The organism is Halorubrum alkaliphilum (genome assembly GCF_017873815.1).
In the GTDB taxonomy this organism is placed as follows: domain Archaea; phylum Halobacteriota; class Halobacteria; order Halobacteriales; family Haloferacaceae; genus Halorubrum; species Halorubrum alkaliphilum.
The window spans coordinates 1-18,607 of sequence record NZ_JAGGKQ010000038.1 but is presented as its reverse complement, the minus strand read 5'-3'; the positions used below and the strand labels follow the sequence as shown (position 1 = coordinate 18,607).

Annotated in this window: 15 protein-coding genes and 2 pseudogenes; 9 read left to right on the top strand and 8 right to left on the bottom strand. The window is 56.8% G+C overall.

The window, feature by feature from the left end:
- Together J2751_RS14760 and J2751_RS14755 are read left to right on the top strand one after the other, a co-directional pair.
- Positions 1–1,005, top strand: a 1,005-nt coding sequence (locus J2751_RS14760) for a PAS domain-containing sensor histidine kinase (RefSeq protein ID WP_209487150.1), incomplete at its 5' end; no start/stop codon positions are given.
- Positions 1,002–2,831 (top strand): PAS domain-containing protein, encoded by a 1,830-nt coding sequence (locus J2751_RS14755; protein WP_209487148.1) that lies wholly within the window; start codon positions 1,002–1,004, stop codon positions 2,829–2,831. The genes J2751_RS14760 and J2751_RS14755, both read left to right, overlap by 4 nt.
- A gap of 396 nt (positions 2,832–3,227) precedes the next feature.
- Here the strand turns inward: J2751_RS14755 and J2751_RS14750 are convergent, their stop codons facing one another.
- A complete protein-coding gene (locus J2751_RS14750) occupies positions 3,228–5,126 on the bottom strand; it encodes a methyl-accepting chemotaxis protein (protein WP_209487146.1) in 1,899 nt (632 codons plus the stop codon).
- Positions 5,127–5,500: 374 nt separating this feature from the next.
- Between J2751_RS14750 and J2751_RS14745 the strand changes: the two are divergent.
- Positions 5,501–5,980: pseudogene (locus tag J2751_RS14745) on the top strand (transposase); the annotation flags it as partial.
- Between the two features lie 162 nt (positions 5,981–6,142).
- Positions 6,143–6,313: a hypothetical protein gene (locus J2751_RS14740; protein WP_209487144.1), complete on the top strand. Its 171-nt coding sequence runs from the start codon at positions 6,143–6,145 to the stop codon at positions 6,311–6,313.
- Positions 6,314–6,377: 64 nt separating this feature from the next.
- Here the strand turns inward: J2751_RS14740 and J2751_RS14735 are convergent, their stop codons facing one another.
- Together J2751_RS14735 and J2751_RS14730 are read right to left on the bottom strand one after the other, a co-directional pair.
- Positions 6,378–8,126 carry a globin-coupled sensor protein gene (locus J2751_RS14735; RefSeq protein ID WP_209487142.1) on the bottom strand — a complete coding sequence of 583 codons (1,749 nt, stop codon included), beginning with the start codon at positions 8,124–8,126 and terminating at the stop codon, positions 6,378–6,380.
- Between the two features lie 131 nt (positions 8,127–8,257).
- Positions 8,258–9,498: pseudogene (locus J2751_RS14730) on the bottom strand (molybdopterin oxidoreductase family protein); the annotation flags it as partial.
- 217 nt (positions 9,499–9,715) lie between these two features.
- Here J2751_RS14730 and J2751_RS14720 point away from each other — a divergent pair.
- Positions 9,716–10,210: a zinc ribbon domain-containing protein gene (locus J2751_RS14720; RefSeq protein WP_209487138.1), complete on the top strand. Its 495-nt coding sequence runs from the start codon at positions 9,716–9,718 to the stop codon at positions 10,208–10,210.
- 388 nt (positions 10,211–10,598) lie between these two features.
- Here J2751_RS14720 and J2751_RS14715 read toward each other — a convergent pair whose 3' ends face one another.
- Positions 10,599–11,843 (bottom strand): orc1/cdc6 family replication initiation protein, encoded by a 1,245-nt coding sequence (locus J2751_RS14715; protein ID WP_209487136.1) that lies wholly within the window; start codon positions 11,841–11,843, stop codon positions 10,599–10,601.
- Between the two features lie 680 nt (positions 11,844–12,523).
- Here J2751_RS14715 and J2751_RS14710 point away from each other — a divergent pair.
- Positions 12,524–12,883 (top strand): TRAM domain-containing protein, encoded by a 360-nt coding sequence (locus tag J2751_RS14710; protein ID WP_245202857.1) that lies wholly within the window; start codon positions 12,524–12,526, stop codon positions 12,881–12,883.
- Positions 12,884–12,919: 36 nt separating this feature from the next.
- Here J2751_RS14710 and J2751_RS14705 read toward each other — a convergent pair whose 3' ends face one another.
- The 4 genes from J2751_RS14705 to J2751_RS14695 form a co-directional block, all read right to left on the bottom strand.
- Complete coding sequence (locus tag J2751_RS14705; protein ID WP_209487134.1) at positions 12,920–13,294, bottom strand: DUF6788 family protein; 375 nt, start codon at positions 13,292–13,294, stop codon at positions 12,920–12,922.
- Positions 13,295–13,526: 232 nt separating this feature from the next.
- Entirely contained in the window at positions 13,527–13,694 is a 168-nt protein-coding gene (locus J2751_RS15940) for a DUF7837 family putative zinc-binding protein (protein ID WP_449271941.1), read from the bottom strand.
- 228 nt (positions 13,695–13,922) lie between these two features.
- Positions 13,923–14,339 (bottom strand): HVO_A0114 family putative DNA-binding protein, encoded by a 417-nt coding sequence (locus J2751_RS14700; protein WP_209487131.1) that lies wholly within the window; start codon positions 14,337–14,339, stop codon positions 13,923–13,925.
- Between the two features lie 28 nt (positions 14,340–14,367).
- A complete protein-coding gene (locus J2751_RS14695; protein ID WP_050033092.1) occupies positions 14,368–14,685 on the bottom strand; it encodes a toxin-antitoxin system TumE family protein in 318 nt (105 codons plus the stop codon).
- Between the two features lie 598 nt (positions 14,686–15,283).
- Between J2751_RS14695 and J2751_RS14690 the strand changes: the two genes are divergently transcribed.
- The 3 genes from J2751_RS14690 to J2751_RS14680 form a co-directional block, all read left to right on the top strand.
- Positions 15,284–16,762, top strand: a complete 1,479-nt coding sequence (locus J2751_RS14690) for an ATPase domain-containing protein (RefSeq protein ID WP_209487129.1) — start codon at positions 15,284–15,286, stop codon at positions 16,760–16,762.
- Between the two features lie 50 nt (positions 16,763–16,812).
- A complete protein-coding gene (locus J2751_RS14685) occupies positions 16,813–18,354 on the top strand; it encodes an ATP-binding protein (protein WP_209487127.1) in 1,542 nt (513 codons plus the stop codon).
- The coding region (locus J2751_RS14680; RefSeq protein WP_209487126.1) for a hypothetical protein at positions 18,351–18,607 on the top strand (257 nt) is incomplete at its 3' end. The genes J2751_RS14685 and J2751_RS14680, both read left to right, overlap by 4 nt.

The following is an 18,607-nucleotide window of genomic DNA, read 5'->3' as shown; positions in this document are numbered from 1 at the left end:
CAGTCAGGCTATACGAGCGAGGAAGTTGTCGGTAACACCCCGCGCATTCTCAAATCAGGTGAACACGATGAGGCGTTCTATGAGGAGTTGTGGAACACTATCACAGCGGGTGACGTCTGGGACGGAACAGTCATCAACAGTCGAAAAGATGGGAATCGGTATGTTATCGAACAGACAGTCGCTCCGGTAGAAGGCCCTTCAGGAGAGATTACGCAGTTCATCGCCGTCAACCACGAAATTACTGAGCTGAGAGAGCTAGAAGAGAGTCTCCGCCAGCAACGCGAGCAACTCGACGTGTTGAACCGAGTTCTCCGGCACGACATCCGGAACGATATGAACGTTGTTGTCGCGTGGGGCGAAATGCTTGAAGATGAGGTAACGCCGACTGGACAGGAGAAACTCGACAGGATTCTCCGGGCGGGCCGACACGTCGTCGAACTCACGAATGTCGCCCGAGATCTCTCAGAAATCATTCACGGTGACGGGACGCCGGAACTCAAGCCGATCTCACTTCGACAGATCCTCAGTGAGGAACTCGAAAAGCGCCGGGAAACGTTCGCAAATGCCGAGATCACGATGGCAGATCCACCCGATCAGAGGACACACGTACTGGCGAACGAGTTGCTCTCGTCGGTGTTTCGGAACCTCGTCAACAACGCCGTCCAGCACAACCATACAGCTCAACCAAAGGTGATGATTTCTGTTGAGGAAGCTGACGAGTCAGTCCGCATCAGAGTGGCCGATAACGGGCCGGGAATCTCAGACGATGTGAAAGAGAGTCTGTTCCGAGAGGGTAAGAAAGGGCTTGAAAGCGGGGGAACTGGAATGGGTCTGTTTCTCGTCGACAGTCTTGTTGAGAGTTACGGCGGAAATGTCTGGATCGAGGACAGAGTGGAGAGCGAATTGTTCGATACTCCTGACGAAGCGGGTCCAGCCGGCGCGGTTTTTACTGTCGAGTTACGGACGGCGGCGAAACAGGACAAAATCGATGGAGGACGTGAATGAACGACGCGTACCCTACTGACGATTCACCCGATGATGGCGCTGGGCAGGCAGCCTTGTTCCCATTACTCTCTGGAGATGGGAATCAACGGTTGGTGGTTGAGTGGATCCAAGCTCATGACCGCTATACGCTGGTCGATCCGGACCAGCCGGTCGAAACGGCGACGTTCGACTGCTGTATCCTCGACGGGGAGATGCTACAGACACACGCTGAGACGCTTCGAGCCCGAAAACGCAAGGCGAAGCCGGCTCTGTTACCATGTCTTCTGCTCATACCGGAGGCGGACCTTTCACTCATTGAAACTGACAGCGGAGAGATTGCCGACAGCGTCGTGTTCGAAACCGCCGACGAGGTGGTCTCGATGCCGATCAAAAAGGCCGAACTAGAGTGGCGGACACAGGCGCTTGTCAGACTGCGAACCCAGTCGCTGCGCCTCAAAGAACGGACGGAGACGCTGGAACTGTTCAAGCAGGCCGTCGAAGCCTCCGGTCACGCCATCTGGATATCCGATACGGACGGAACGATCAACTACGTCAATCCGGCGTTCGAATCGATCACGGGCTACAGCCGAGACGAGGCTGTCGGCGAGTCACCGAATCTTCTCAACTCCGGAGAGATGGACGACGACTTCTACAGCGACCTCTGGGAGACGATTACCGCTGGTGACACGTGGCACGAGGAGATTACCAACCAACGCAGCGACGGCTCGCAATACGTCGCCGATCAGACGATCGCACCCATCGTCGAAGACGGCGAGCCGAGAGCGTTTGTCGCCGTCCAGACCGATATCACCGACCGTAAAGAACTCGAAGGTCAGCTCTCGTTGTACCGCGATATCATCGAACGGCTTGAGGATCCGATCATGATCCAGACCTGTGAGGGGGAGTTTCGGCTGGTTAATGACGCGCTGTGTTCGTTCGCCGGGCTGTCGAGAGATGAACTGCTCGGCGACGGCGAATACGCGTTTATGGACGAAGAAACTGCCACGACGATCGCCCGACAGAAACAGCGTGTGATTGAGACCGAACAGCCGGTCGAATACAGCGTTGAGCCGACGTTCAAGCACAGCGACAGAGAGGCGATCTTCTATACGAGTCGGTACCCCTACTACGAGGACGGAGAGATCGCGGGGACGCTGGCGATCTGCCGGAACGTGACTGATCTCGAAGAACGGACCCGACAGCTCCACGTACTTGATAACATCCTGCGGCACAATATCCGCAACGAGCTGAACGTGATCCATGGTCGGGGCGAGCAACTTCAAAGGAATCTTGAGGGCGAACCCAAAGCCGCTGCCGGCACCATCGTTGACCGGGCCGAAACCCTGTTGACGACGAGTGAGAAGTCGCGAGAGATTACGACTGTTCTCAGTGACTCACACGGGCCAACCTCTGTAGATATCGGGCAGGTGGTTCGGGTTCTTGCCAAAGAGACGGCCGACGACTGGCCCAACGCAAATGTCGACGTTACAGGCCCGACACAACTCGTCGTCTCTGCCGCCGAATCGATTACTGCCGCAATTGAAGAGCTGTTGGCCAACGCTGTGATCCACAACGACAGCGAAAACCCCCGTGTGCGTGTCAACCTCGCTGTCGAGGGGTCGTGGGGCACTCTTAGCGTGCGGGACAACGGCCCGGGTGTCCCAGAATTTGACAGAGATGTTCTCGAATCGGGAGGGGCTATCGAGACACTCTCACACGGTAGTGGACTGGGATTGTGGCTGGTCTACTGGACAGTAAACCATTCTGGAGGGAAGATCCACGTCGATGAGCGTGAGCCACGCGGCACCGAAATTACAATCTGGTTTCCGCTGGAAACTGGTGGGTAGCAGGTTTGTAGATTAATTATTTCGGCTCATCGTAGACTACAGCGATCTGGAGAGCCTGTCGAATATGGAAGTTTTTCTTTTCGAGACTATCGGCTTCTAGCGCTTTCTCAAGATGGAATCGATACCCTTCAGATCGCTCTGACATATGCTCATCTAGTACAGTATATTGAATAATCCTCGCTTGTAATTATCAATGCAGATAACAACATATATACTCGAAACGCAGCTCTCATCAACCGGCTGTTTCAGGTGAGAATACGTCTACAGAATTGAATTTCAACAGAACGTGCTCGATGGCACAAAATCCAAATCGGTCTCTTGCGCCCCATATCTTGTTTCACGCTCTCCTAGGGTAGCAGCGTTTCCGTCAAGCCTTTAGAGCCAGTGAGGAGGATCTCACTCTGTATTGCCGCCGTCACCCACTACCCTGACCGAGCTACTAGCTTGAGGGCCGGCATTATCACCCTTTACACCTCCGAGCCGGTCAGGCTCTGCATCAATGGTGAACCCGCTGAGGCGGTCTTGAAGCTTCCCTGCTCGCTCTTTGAGGTTGTCTGCGTTCTGAGAGACTTCCGCAAGTGATGAGGTTTGTTCTTCGGCTGCTGCTGAGACATTATCGGACTCGCTGTTCACTTCATTTGCCGCGTTGGCGACCTCCTCGACGATGCTTACGACTTCCTCTGTGGAGGCGGCTTGACTGTCTGTTGCGTCGCTGATCTCTTGGATACCATCATTCACTCCTTCGACGGTGGTCGTGATCTCATCGAGAGCAGCGAGGGCCGACTCAACCGTGTCAGCGCCCGAACGAACCCGGTCCTGCATAGACTCCATATCGTCAACGGTCTCATCGGAGTTGGACTGAACACGCTCTATCCGCTCGGTAACATCATCAGCAGCCTCCGCAGTCTCCTCTGCAAGCCCCTTCACTTCGTCCGCCACCACGGCGAACCCAGATCCCGCCTCACCAGCGCGAGCCGCTTCTATCGAGGCATTCAGCGCAAGTAAATTCGTCTGCTCAGCAATATCCTCGATTAACTCCACAACTTCTCCGATTTCATCAAGCTCACCTGCGAGCGTGTTGACCTGATCGACTGTCTGTTCAGACTGGGACTCGATCTCTTCCATCTCATCAATTGCCTCTGACGCGGCTTCTTGCCCGTTATTACTGAGTTTAACCGCATTCTGAGAGGCTGTAGCAACTTCGTCTGCTGAGGACGCAACTTCTTCGACTGTCCCAGAGAGATTCTGCATCTCGTTCGATGCCTCTCGGCTCTGTCCGTGCTGTGTATCCGCGTCTGCCGCAATAGCTTGGATAGAGTCCGCAACTTGCTCGCTCGCACGCTGCGTCTCTGCCGTCGATGCACTCACATCTTCACTCGCAGAAGCGACCTCATCAGCGAAGGCTTGGATCTGCGCGAACGTCAGCTCAAGATCCTCCACCATTTCGTTGAACGTGGTGGCTATTTCGGCCATCGCCTCGTTGCTTACATCGGTATCAAGTCGGCGGGTGAAGTCACCGGCCGCACACTTAACCATGACCGATTGGTAGTCGGCAGCGGCCTGCTCAAGTTCCGCGTTGAGTTCTTGCATTTCCTCGCGCTGTTCGGCCGCCTCTATCTCCTTCTCTTTGGCACGATCTCTCGCTTCCTCTGCTTCTTCCAGTTTCTCTTGGACCTTCTCGCGAGCCTGTTGTCGCTGAATTGCGAGAGACTGCCAGAGGAACGTGATTGTCCCCGCAAGCATCAGCACCCCAACAGCGTGTATTCCACCCCAGACGACCGGGTTAGCCATCGCAGCCGGATGGTTATAGACTGTGAACCACTCTATGAGCCCGAAGACGCTGTGCTGGAGGGCAACGTAGCCAATCGTGATCGCAAACGGTACCCAATCTTCATACAGTGCAACAACCCCGACTCCAACAAAGTAGATAAAATGTGCCTCGATGAATCCGCCAGTAAAGTACGCTAACACCGACCCCTGTACCATGAACGCGACCGCGCCTGTCGCCGCTCTAATTCGGCGGGGAAGTACCGGAATTGCAGCTATCACTACCAATCCGAACACGATACCGGTGCCAACAACGGAGTGCAGCATTGGGATGACCGGCAATTCCGCACCAGTGATCGACTCTGCTCCCGCCATCCGACTGACTCCAAAAACAAATGGAAGTAAAGCAAGCGTGAAAGCCAACACACCAATATGTCGCCGCCCGAACGTCTCGTCAGGAATCTCTGTACCGTTCGGGGTATTCTCTATGTACCGCTGAAGTGCTGATTCTGCGTCTTCTAATTCCATGCATTAGCTCTGTGTGATCCTGTACTTAGACCCTCTTACCGAGTTCTCGTTTTTGAGAACATTGGCTCTGTTGACTCGATGGAAACGCTGCTACCCTAGGAGAGCGTGAAACAAGATATGGGGCGCAAGAGATCGACCTGGATTTCGTGCCGCAGAGCACGTTCTGCTGACTGGTCCGTGTGCGAAAGAAGCCGAGTCATGGGCGCTACAGCCCGGATGCCGCGCCGCGCGGCATCCGAGAAAGCCCGAATAGGTGAATCTCTGCTTCACGCACTGGCGTCCCGGGTGAACGAACCATGTACCTCGGAATCGACGTCCACAAACGGTACGCACAGGTGGCAGTGATGGATGAGGCTGGCAAGATCGTCGAAGAGGTTCGCGTCGTCGGCGTCCGCGACGAGAACGCCGACGACTACCATCTGTACGTCACAAATCTGCCGAGAGAAGAGTTTCTCCCGGCGGATCTCGCAACGATGTACCGGTGTCGATGGGAGGTAGAAACGCTGTTTTGTGAGCTGAAGACGCAATACGAACTAGATGAGTTTGACACGAGAAACCCTGTTGTCGTGGAGATTTTGCTGTATGCGGCGTCGTTGTCGCTGCTAGTGAGCCGTGAGCTGTTGGATCTGGTCACCGAGCAGGCTGACGACGAGATTGTGTTTCCACCGGAACGCTGGGCGGCGACCTTCCGGTCGCACGTCCAGCTTGTTCTCCACGAACTCGGTGAGTACCTCGGCTACTCACCACCACCGTTGCTGGAGCGGCTCATTGAGGATGCTCAGAAGATCCATCAACAACGACCGATCTTACAAGAGACGCTCGCTACCGCTACACAACCGAGGTGTGAGTCTTAGCTAAAGACGAATGACTGGCGCCCGTACGGACGACTCGATCGATAGTGCGATCGCTCGCGGCTTAGGGGTTGCGCGACCAGCGGTCCTCGCCACCGTTCGGATCGAGATTCACTCGCCATAGTCCGGAGCGGGATTCATGTGCGTCGGCCGCGTGTCACATTCATGATTGACTCGCCGGGACTTGCGCTCCGATACGCCGCCTGCGACGCCTGCGAAACGGTGTTTGCGCTCCCCGACGACCCCGCGGAACCGGACGTCTGCGGACGGTGTGGCGCCCGTCCGCTTCGCGAACTCACCGGGATCCGAGGTCCGGACGCGTATTTCGCGCCCTGACTCTGGACGGCGGGTGACAGACTGCCGGAGATCCGGTCAGAGCGATTCGATCAGGGCGATTCGGTCAGCACAGATCGTCCATCTCCATCTCTCCGTCTGCGATCGCTTGCAGCTCCTCGTCGGAGAGCCGATCGATCACGAACGACGGCATTCCCTCCGGGAGTCCCGCCGGAACCGACCGATCGCCGTCCGTCCCCACCCTTCCGCCGTCGGTCCCGCTCTTGACCGTCCCGCCGTCCGTGCGAGACACGGCGGCCGATCCGGCGTCGTCCCGATCGCTTCCAGCCAGCCGGCGCACGGTCTGCTCCACCGTTTCGACCGCCTCGGACTGGTGCTCGCTTTCGGCCGCCAGCTCCTGCATCTTCTCAGTGATGCGGTTCGACTGATCGACCACCCCGTCGACCGTGGCGGCGATCTCCTCGGCGGCGGCGGCCTGTTCGTCGGTCACGTCCGAGACCTCGCCGATACCGTCCGCCGTCTCCGTCACCGCCTCGGCGATGGCAGTGAGGTTCTCCGTAGCGTCGGCGACGCGCTCGCTCCCCTCGTCGACCCGCTCCGTCGTCTCCGAGAGGCTCTCGACGGTGTCCTCGGTGTCGGTCTGGATCCCGCCCACCATCGACTCGATGTCGCTCGCGTGTTGCTGAGACTCCTCCGCGAGCGATTTGATCTCGTCGGCGACGACGCCGAACCCGGAACCGGCGTCGCCGGCCCGAGCGGCCTCAATCGAGGCGTTCAGCGCGAGCAGGTTGGTCTGGTCGGCGATCCCGTTGATCGCGTCGACGAACCCGTCGATCTCCTCGACGCGGTCTTGGAGCGCCTCGACGTCGTCGGCCACCTCGTCGACGGCGTCACCGATATCGTCCATGGCAACCGCGGCGTCGTCGGCCGCCTCCCGCCCGTCGTCGGCCATCGCTTCCGCCCGGCTGCTCGTGCGCTCCACCTCGTCGGCGGTCGACGCCACCTCCTCGACCGTCGCCGAGAGGTTCGCCACCTCCGAGGAGATCTCGTTGACCCGCTGCGACTGCTCTTCCGACGCGTCACCGACTTCGGCGGCGCTGTCCGCGACGTCCGCCGCCGACTCGCGGAGGTCGCCGATCGGTTCCCGAACTTCGTCTTCCACATCCGCCATCAGCCGCTTGTTCCGCTCGACTTCGTCGGAGAGCTTCTCGCTGTACGAGTGGATGTACGTGTCCGTGACGACCTGCATGTCGAGGTTGATGATCCGGAGGATAGAGAGCAGGTCCTCGATCGCGTCGTCGACCTCTTCTTCGACGGCCGCCTCGACCGCGTCGCCGATTCCCTCACCGGCGCCCTCGTCGGCCAGCCGGTCCGTGAGCGAGTCGGTGAGTCGGTCGCCGATAATCGGGAGGATGAGGTCGTAGTACACGCCGTACTGGCCGAGGTAGTGTTTCATCGGCATCTCCAGGATGTCGTGGATCTTCCCGATCCGCGCACGGTCCTCGAAGTACTCCGATCCGTAGTCACCCTCGGCGAGCGTTACGAGATACGCCGACTGCGTCCGCTTGAGCTGTTCGAGCCCCTTGTCGGAGCGGCTGATCACGTCGACGGTCTGCTGGTGACCTGTGAGGTTGTCGTAGAAGTCGTCGGCGATCTGCTCGGCGTTCTCCGCGAAGGCGTCCTCGTACCGGCTCAACCGACGCTCGTCCTCCTCGTCGAATCCGACGAAATCCTTTCGCCACGCAATCTCGTCGCCGTCGAGTCCGATCTCGTCGACCAGCCCGGAAACGTCGAGTCCGTCATTTAAACCGCCCTGCCCGAAGTCGCCCCGCCCGTACTCTCCAAATGTCGCCATGTGGAGCGATCCGCTTTTCCATGACATAAGAGGTGACACCCGTCTCTCAAGAGTGATAGTGGAGCGTCAGCGGTCGTATCGGAGATGAACGCCGATCGGGCGGTGACGACGCCCGTTGGGTCGGCGCCGGCCGCGTCGCCCTCGGCGACCGGCTCGACGGCGACCGCCGAGTGCTTGAATTCGAGAATCCCCGCGTCCGGATCGAGCGCGTCGCCCGTCAATGCGTTCGCAAGCGGCTCCACGTAGTGGAACGTACAGAACGTCACTCCCTCGCGGACCGTGGGGGTGACTTCGGCGGTGACCTCGACGGTCCCGCGCTCGTTCGAGACCGTTACCGGAGCGCCGTCCTCGATCCCGCGGTCGGCCGCGTCGTCAGGGTGGATCTGAAGCGCGTCCTCGCCGCGGATCGCCATCAGCCGGTCCGACCGCCGGCTGAGCGCCCCGCTGTTGAAGTGCTGGAGTACGCGGCCGGTCGTCAGCGTCAGCTCGCCGGCGTTGAGGTCGTCCGCGGGCGGCACCGGATCGATAACGGCGAGGGGCGCGGTGCGCTCGCCGGTCAGGAACTTCTCCGTGTGTAACACGTCCGTCCCGGCGTCGTCCGCGGCCGAGAACGGCCAGCGCTGGTAGCGTCGCCGATCCCCCTGTAGCTCATCCCCTCGTAGATGGGGGCGACGCGCGCGAGCTCGTCGAAGACCGCTTCCGGTCCGTCGTAGTCGAACGTGTCGGGCCGGTCGGTCAGCCGCCGCCCGAGCGCAGACAGGACCTCGAGATCGCGCCGGGCGTCTCCCGGCAGGTCGGCGTTAGGGCGCATCCGCATTACGCGGCGGTCGGTGTTCGTGATGGTGCCGGCCTTCTCTGCCCACGCGCTCCCCGGGAGGACCACGTCGGCGTGGGCCGCAGTCGCCGTCTCGAACAGGTCGATGACAACGCAGAAGTTGAGCGCCTCGAACGCCGACGCGACCGTGCTCGCGTTGGGCTCGGTGACCGCCGGGTTCTCGCCGAAGACGACCGCTGCGCGCACCTCGTCGCCGAACCGGTGCGTCGCCTCGACCTCGGTGAGCCCGGGATCGGCGGGCGGCTTGACGCCCCACTCCGCGGCAACGCGCTCGCGGGCGTCCGGGTCCGTCACGGACTCGTACCCGGGGAGCACGCCCGGGAGCCCGCCGACGTCGCTGGCGCCCTGCACGTTGTTCTGGCCGCGTAGGGGGTTCACGCCGGTCCCCGGCCGACCGACGTTCCCGGTCAACAGCGCGAGGTTGAGCAGGGCGTGAACGTTGTCGGTGCCGCAGCGGTGCTGGCTCGTCCCCATTCCCGTGATGACCGCGGCGCGGTCGGCCTCGCTGTACGCCCGGGCCGCCTCGCGGATCGTCTCCTGGCACGATCGAAGCGTTCCTGCTGGATATGAAAGCGAAGACACATGTAATTGTCTTTGATCCAAGTGCGGAACAATGGCACGTTTACAAATCCTTCGGAACCGAGGGGATGAGCCATCAAGAGATGGTCGATTATGCGAGCGAACTCGCCAACGAGTGGCTCGCCCAAAGCCTCTCGGACCGCATCGCGGCCGCAGAAAACACCGAGCAGGACACATGATTCTCCGCTACTACGCTGATGCGGACGTCCGAGAATGGCACGACCATACGCTACGGCTCTTTCGAACGTTGTATGATACGCACGGCATCGATATCGAGATTGACCGGATCGACGAGCAGCACGGGACGATCACGGACTTCCCAGGCGAAATACGATCCTCAACGCCTGAGGATGTCTACGAGCGCGACCTCAAACGTAACTGTGCTCTAAACCAAACTATCGACCAGACACCGTCAGAGGCGTTCAAACGCTACGGGAAACTCAATATCGCTGGGAACGTTGCGGTAGTCGATGATGAGGAGACAGTCCAATGGGCCTCAACACTGCCGGGGTACGCTAACGGCTATCGGCCAGGGGCTGCGTCACAGACTGCGATGGACTTTCTGGAAGATATCGCCACCGATCCAAGCAACCGTCTCTGCGTTGAGTGCCTCTCTCTGCTGGATGGCGACGAAACCTTCTGTCCGGACTGCGGCTGCGAATTTCCATAGCGTACGCTATTGAATCGGGAGTACCGAACGCTGACTGCTTGGTATCACACAGGATACCTGAAAATGAGTAGCTCTATCAGCTGGTTTCATGCCATTAGCCGTTTATGTTGACCGCTTAATTGGTTCCTCATGATAAAGCCAGTATACGCAAATGGCCGCTTTTCACGGTTCTAGATAAGAGCGTCTCTAACGCTGTAAGACTGTGTAGAGTCGATTTAGCCCGACGCTGCCTTGCGTTCAACAAGGCGTCATATCTTCATATTTCAATCGAACGCAACTACCGTCACACCGGACTGTCCGCTGTTATCGTCCGACCGATTCATACGAGAGTGTGCCTCCAAGCGGAACGGACACCACGATGTCCGGAGAAATCAACACACGGAGAGAACTACTGATAGTCTTGCAGGGTTGACGTAGATTCTCGCTCAAGCAACTTCTCTATTGACTCGTGGATTCCAACGAGTTCGACAGTATCAGCCATCGCAGAGATGATTAGCTCTGGATCCATTGACACGGAATACTCGCGGTAGGTTCCACCGCGGCGACCCTCATTGCGTTCGGTGACGTCAAGAATCCCGAGCATAATGAGTTCGCTAAGATGATCACGCATCCGGCGTGTAACGAGCGGGTTGATCCCTGCCCGCTCGGCCATACTCGTATATCTGGGTCGAACATCCCGCGAGCGAACCGGAGTCTTTCCCTGCTGATCGAGCGTCAACACGGCATACAACACGAGGTGTCCATGCTGGGTGAGGCCCCCAATTCCTTCACGAATTCGTCCCCGTTCGAGTGATGTCCGGCCCTGACGAACGTGTTCATCGATGACGTGTTCGGCAGAGTCATCGCGAGCGATATCTCCTGCTTTCATTAATAGGTCGAGTGATTGCCTAGCGTCGCCGGCATCCTTTGCCCCGTAGGCAGCACAGAGGCGGATGACGCCTTCCTCAAGAACGCTCTCGTGAAACGCGACATCAGCTCGTTGCTGGAGAATCTGCTGTAGTTCTGTGGCGTCATAAGCAGGAAAGTGGATCTCCTCCTCACACAGTGAAGATCGTACCTTCGGGGAGAGGTCCTCACGAAATGAAAAGTCGTTTGAGATACCAATAATCCCAGTCTTGGCTGTCTCGAGGTTGCCATTCGCCCGAGCTCGCGGCAACTGATAGAGGATAGAGTCATCCTCGATGTGATCGACTTCGTCAAGGACGATCAGAATTGTCCCCCCATTAGTGTCTAACTCGTTCCAGAGCATATCATAGACAGCGGCTCGCGGATACCCAGTCGTGCTGATCTGATCGGTATCGTCCCGGAACTCGTTGACTAAGCGGGTCGCGATCTGATAGCTCGATGTCAGGCCGTCGCAATTGAGCATAACTACCGAGAGATCAATATCGTCGTACTCGGCCGCATCGGACTGAAGATGATCAAGTAGATATCGCGTTGCAGCTGTCTTGCCGACACCTGTCTTACCGTAGAGAAAGACGTTGTTCGGTTGCTCGCCGTTGATAACGGGCTGTAGGGTCGTCTGATATGTGTCGAGTTCCTCGTCTCGACCGACCAGTTGCTCGGGTTGGTAGTCCTCACGAAGGGCGTCTCGGTCACGGTAAATATCGGTGTCCCGCTCGAACATTCCCATCGTCGTACGTCTGTTGATAAATCGCTCCCAATATAAAACCACCCTGTCCGTAGTGTCTGCTGTTCTCTTCTTATTTATATTACGCCATCACACCCTCCCCCCACTATGTCCGCTGTTAGTAGAAATTGTAATCAAAGCACTCTATTTTGACTCTAATGTATAGATAGTTTTATTACTATTGTGCTATTACTAGTCCGTAGTCTTAAGATTAGACTATTAAATTAGTAGGTGGCATAACTAAGTCTCCTACTTAGTTTACACAGAACTGCGGACACCGTGGAGGGAGGGTTCAACAATACTGATTATCCATTCTATTGTTTTCCTCTCCAGATCAGGTCCTATCACTGATTATCTAGGTCGTACACTACTGGTGGACACCACCGTGTCTGCCGTTCTCTCCCTCACGCTATCGGTCACTCGGTGGGTACCACTCCACCGTGTCCGCTGTTCCGTCTAGCCGCTCTCTGAGAACAGCGGACGCTATGGTGTGTAGACACTGTTCCGAGCTTCTGAGATACGGCCGCTTCATTCTACAGTAGTACCAGTCTCTCCGACACTCTAATACGCGACATTTAGATACTCTGTGCTTCCTATACTACTGACATCCGATGACTGAAATTCCTGATTCGTTCCGTTCTCTGTTCAGTGCTTAAATCGAAGAACGTGATGGGTCATATGTCATGGATATTCCGTCGAATGAAGTCGAACATGGCACGCTCGCTGTCGACGAAACGTACCGGATCGCCATCCTCGCGTCGAAATCTTCGAAAGAACAGGAGACCCAGCAAGACCAACCTCAATCAACTGCCCAAGAGGAAACTCTAACGTCGGACGGTCCTCCAGTAAATGAGGGTGAGGTCCGCGATGTGACGATCGAGACGACTGGTGATCAAGGCGATGGCATCGCGAAGGTTGAACACGGCTACGTCGTGATTGTCCCCGGCGGACAACCAGGTGATGAACCGTCGGTCGAGATCGAGCAAGTCAAAGAGAACGTCGCGTTTGCTAGTATCGTCAAACGCGACTTACGGGCGCTGTAGCGTCGATTTATCGCCTATATCTGTTGGTCGACGTCGTCAAAATTTTGGTAGTCTTGACTCACCACTACTCACTTTTGGCTTACCGACGTACTCCGATTTCATCGTGCCGTTCTCACGATAGTAGCGATAGAGATACGGACCGTGCATATCCGAGGGATTCCCGTTGGCACATTTACAGCTGTCGTCGCCACAGGTGACTTTCTCTTTGACGACGGTCCCGCTTCCTGCGCCATCAGGCTCGTCGACGGGCTCGGCAGTCTCGGGAAGCTCGTCAGTGTCGACCGACTGGTCGCGATACTCGATGAGCGCCTCAATATAGTTCTGTACCTCTTGGAGTGTCCCCGTATCCTGTTTTGGGAGCCCCTCTGCGAGATACTTCGGAAGCGAGGTGGGTGGTGACGGCTGCTTCATACCTTATGTAACAATCGGAGCCATGTTAGCGTTCGGGTGATACATAAGGTATAGAACCTTCTCTACCAACCGTGAACACTTCAGCGATTACTCAAGATCGTAGGCCGCAATCTCGTGAGAGCCACACTGTGGACATTCATCGACTTCTTTCTCCACGCTGTACCCACACTGACGGCACTCGTGGTGCGTTGTCGATGACGGCTTGAGCCTAACAATCTGCTGGATGAACTGTTTACTGAGCATGGGTGGGGTCAACGATCTCACCACAGCTTGGACATTCGGCCCACACGCCAGGGCCACCGCCAGCGGTCTCAAAGTGGATGATTGCGTGCCGACCGGTGACTGTCTCGCCACAGAACGAGCAGTCGCCACGGACCGTCTCTGGGTCATTAGGACTCATTCTCACGAGTTCACGGGCTACTTCGAGGGGAGAGGGAGCGTGTGACACTGTTTTAGAGCTGATCTGGTTGTTAAAACCGACTCAGCGGTGCTCCCTCTACTCAAAATTTGAGACTCTGTGACTTATAGTTCGGGCGAGCGGGGCGAAAGTACTGTTCCGGGACAGCAGCGTGATTGTGAATCGTGAGTAACCATCATACGAGGACACTCCGAGAGCGGTGGGTGGTGACTACGCGCTCGCGGGAGTACCATCGGCGTCACCGCTATCGATGAGCGGGTAGTCGATGTGGACCTCGATGCGGTCGAACGGAACGACGGGTTGAATCGCACCGCTGGGCCCGCCCTCTTCGAGCGTGAGGATGCCCAGTACTTCCAGCTGCTTCAGGTCCGAGTGGACGTCGGACACGTCACGCTCGACGAGACGCGCTGCCTCGCGCATGCTCTCGGGCGCCTCTTTCGCGATCGCCTGGATGAGCTCAAGGCGCAGCGGCGTGAGACTGTCGACGAAGTCGTCGTAGGTGCCGAACTGGAGTGTTGCCTTTCCATCCTGATCGTCGAGATCGTCGGCCTCAATGTCTTGGACGAACTGGAGCGCGTCCTCACGGAGCTGTTCTCGGTCGCCGACGGTGATGTGGAGTGTGGTCATGGTCGGGGTATCGTGTGTCGGTATTCGATCAGTGCGGCCGGGGCGGGTCGCCGCCGACGGCGTCCCAGTACTCGTCCGCGCTCGCCCAGAACTCGACAAGCCGGTCCTCCATTCCGGGGAACTCGACGTCATCAAGGTCGCCGGCTGCGGTGTGGTGTTCGTGGCCTTTCGTGTCCTCGTGGGAGTTGTCGTATCGGACGAGCGTGAGGTCGTCGAGAGTGCCCAGGTGGAGCGTGTATTTCCAGCCGGAGGGATACGTCTCGATGTCGTCAGTCGGCCGAAGCACGACGTTCTCGACGAGACCGGCCTCGACGTGTGTGTACTGGAACAGCGGTTCCTGGGCCATCTCTCACCTGTTGGGACATCGGCCAACAGTATAAGCGTTGGGTAGAAGTCCAACACTGAACACAAAACCGCCTGCCGTTCGCCAGCAGCGGTCCGATCGACGCTACGAGCCATCTAATGAGCAGGGAGCGGCGAGCCCTCAACTGTTCCCGAAACCCAACCTTCTCAGAGGGGCTGCCAATGTGTCATTCGTTGCCTAGATATAGTAATGCTACTTCGACTGCGTGAAACCAGCTGCTCGGGCGTAAGCCAGGCTCGGGCTTGCCTGCTTTGAGTTTCCGAATTCGTTGACTCGCTCATCTTTTTAAGTAGCTTGTAGCCCTAATTGTGCCGCTTAGCTGTTTGAGTTTCCGATTTTCATTAACAAAGTCGGAAACTCAATTCAGCACGGGCAGATCTATCTTCTCCCTCAAAAGAAGAGAGTGCGAACTGTTCGGTGATAAAACTGCTAGCTAAGAATAATATCTGTACTGGTATGCAAGATACAGCGCGCGTATCTCACATCGACACTCAGTGATTGTGAACGCGTACTCGCGCTAGAACAAACGGATACGTTCTCCACAAAGAAGATACTTGTAGACTAAGAATAAAACCAGATTATGTCAGTTGAACGGATATCAACGGGCGTTAGTGGTTTGGATGAGGTTCTGGACGGTGGTCTCATTCGGGGCCGAAATGTTCTCGTCCGTGGGTCGCCGGGTTCGGGGAAGACAATCTTCGGATTACACTTCCTTTCGGCAGGGATAGATGCCGAAGAGACCGCTTTGTACATTAATATGGGTGAGCCGCAGGCGTACGTCGAAGAAACAGCCGACGCGTTCGGTCTCAATACTGAGCAGATACAATTTCATAACCTCTCGCCGACCCAAGAGCAGTTCTCAGAGCGCAACTCCTACAGCGTCTTCGAATCAGCTGAAGTCGAACAGCCGGAGTTTATTGAAGATCTACGCGACGAAGTCGACAAAATCAAACCAGATCGTGTGTTGCTTGACCCGATCACAGAGTTTCGATATCTTACCAGCGATGAACGGCAATTCCGCTCCGGTGTTCTTGGCCTCCTCGACTATCTCAAAGAAGTTGGCGCGACGGTGATGCTCACTTCGCAGGCTGGCGGTTCAATCACGGACGACGATATTCAGTTCCTCGTCGACGCTGTCATCTCACTTGATGTGACTCCCGAAAGCAGGGCAGTCAACGTCTCCAAGTTCCGAGGGTCGTCGTTCCGACGTGGAAATCATTCCTATGATATTACTGACGAGGGATTGACGGTCTGGCCGACACTCGTTCCCGGCGAACAGGAGCGAGAGGTCGAATCGGGGACGCTCTCTTCGGGCGTGGCGGAACTTGACGATCTGCTCCACGGTGGCTTAGATCAGGGAACCGTAACAATACTCAGCGGTCCGACTGGCGTCGGCAAGACCACGACCGGTCTCCAGTTTCTCATCCAAGCGGCTCTTGAGGGCAAACAGAGCATTCTATTCCAATTTGAAGAGGCAGAGCGGACCATCCGCAAACGAGCCGACGCGATCGGCCTCCCGCTACAGGATGCGCTGGACAGCGGACAGCTCTCCATCGTCGAAATCGATCCGGAAGAGTATACGGTCGGCGAATTCGAGCATCTCGTCCGCGAGGCGGTCACCGACGGTACCGAAGTGGTGATGATCGATGGCTCACAAGGGTTTCAGGAGAATCTCCGTGGGCTTGACAACACGACGGGTGCGTTGTTGCGGATCGGCCGATTCTTGCGGGCCGCTGGCGTCTCCACGATCCTCGTCAATGAGGTTCACAATATCACTGGAGACTTCCATGCGACCGAAGAGCGGACGAGCAATCTCGCGGACAACATCATGTTCTTGCGTCACGTTGAGTATCGCGGGAAGGTGCGGAAGGTCATCGGGACGCTGAAGATGCGGACGAGCGACTTCGAACGTAGCCTCCGGGAACTCGAAATTACGGCGGACGGGATCCGTGTCGGAGAGCCTCTTCCGCAGCTTCGGGGTATTCTCACCGGGACGCCGGAGTGGAACGATACGGATACTGCCAGCAAACACGACGTTGACAACGACGAACAGACGTAACTGTCGCACGAAATGAGAGAACAGTCATAGGAGTCGCCGATCCGAACATCATGCCCACGAACGAACAGCATACGAATCGAGAAGCAGTCGACGAATCCACGCGCATGCTCACTTTGGTCACTGACCCGGGAAATCAGCGTGTCCTTGAAGAGTGGCTCACCGCACACGATCAGTACACACTTGTCGAAACTACGAATATTGCTGAGGCTACATTCGATTGCTGTCTACTCGACAGAAAGCAGTTGGACGAACACCGGTCGGAACTTCTGAAGCGTAAAGAAGACGAACAGATCATTCTCCCGTATCTCTTGTTAGTTCCGGAGTCGAAACACCAAGAGATCCACACTCGTCTCCGGGATGAGCATCCGGAACTGTGGGATGCGATTGACGGGTTGATCGACATGCCACTCGCAGAAAATCGACTCAGTGAACAGCTAGAGACATTTCTCCGCCTTCGGGATCAGTCGATCGTCGCATACAATCAACGCGCACAACTCCGGCAGATCCGGAATCAACACGCCGGTCACGGGGTATTAGTCACCGACACAGACGGAACAATCGAGTACGTGAACGAAGGATTTGAATCTCAGTCAGGCTATACGAGCGAGGAAGTTGTCGGTAACACCCCGCGCATTCTCAAATCAGGTGAACACGATGAGGCGTTCTATGAGGAGTTGTGGAACACTATCACAGCGGGTGACGTCTGGGACGGAACAGTCATCAACAGTCGAAAAGATGGGAATCGATATGTTATCGAACAGACAGTCGCTCCGGTAGAAGGCCCTTCAGGAGAGATTACGCAGTTCATCGCCGTCAACCACGAAATTACTGAGCTGAGAGAGCTAGAAGAGAGTCTCCGCCAGCAACGCGAGCAACTCGACGTGTTGAACCGAGTTCTCCGGCACGACATCCGGAACGATATGAACGTTGTTGTCGCGTGGGGCGAAATGCTTGAAGATGAGGTAACGCCGACTGGACAGGAGAAACTCGACAGGATTCTCCGGGCGGGCCGACACGTCGTCGAACTCACGAATGTCGCCCGAGATCTCTCAGAAATCATTCACGGTGACGGGACGCCGGAACTCAAGCCGATCTCACTTCGACAGATCCTCAGTGAGGAACTCGAAAAGCGCCGGGAAACGTTCGCAAATGCCGAGATCACGATGACAGATCCACCCGATCAGAGGACACACGTGCTGGCGAACGAGTTGCTCTCGTCGGTGTTTCGGAACCTCGTCAACAACGCCGTCCAGCACAACCATACAGCTCAACCAAAGGTGATGATTTCTGTTGAGGAATCTGACGAGTCAGTCCGCATCAGAGTGGCCGATAACGGGCCAGGAATCTCAGATGATGTGAAAGAAAGCCTGTTCCGAGAGGGTAAGAAAGGGCTTGAAAGCGGGGGAACCGGAATGGGCCTGTTTCTCGTCGACAGTCTTGTTGAGAGTTACGGCGGAAATGTCTGGATCGAGGACAGAGTGGAGAGCGAATTGTTCGATACTCCTGACGAAGCGGATCCAGCCGGCGCGGTTTTTATCGTCGAGTTACGGACGACGGCGAAACAGGACAAAATCGATGGAGGACGTGAATGAACGACGCGTACCCTACGGACGATTCACCCGATGATGGCGCTGGGCAGGCAGCCTTGTTCCCATTACTCTCTGGAGAGGGGAATCAACGGTTGGTGGTTGAGTGGATCCAAGCCCATGACCGCTATACGCTGGTCGATCCGGACCAGCCAGTCGAAACAGCGACGTTCGACTGCTGTATCCTCGACGGGGAGATGCTACAGACACACGCTGAGACGCTTCGAGCTCGAAAACGCAAGGCGAAGCCGGCTCTGTT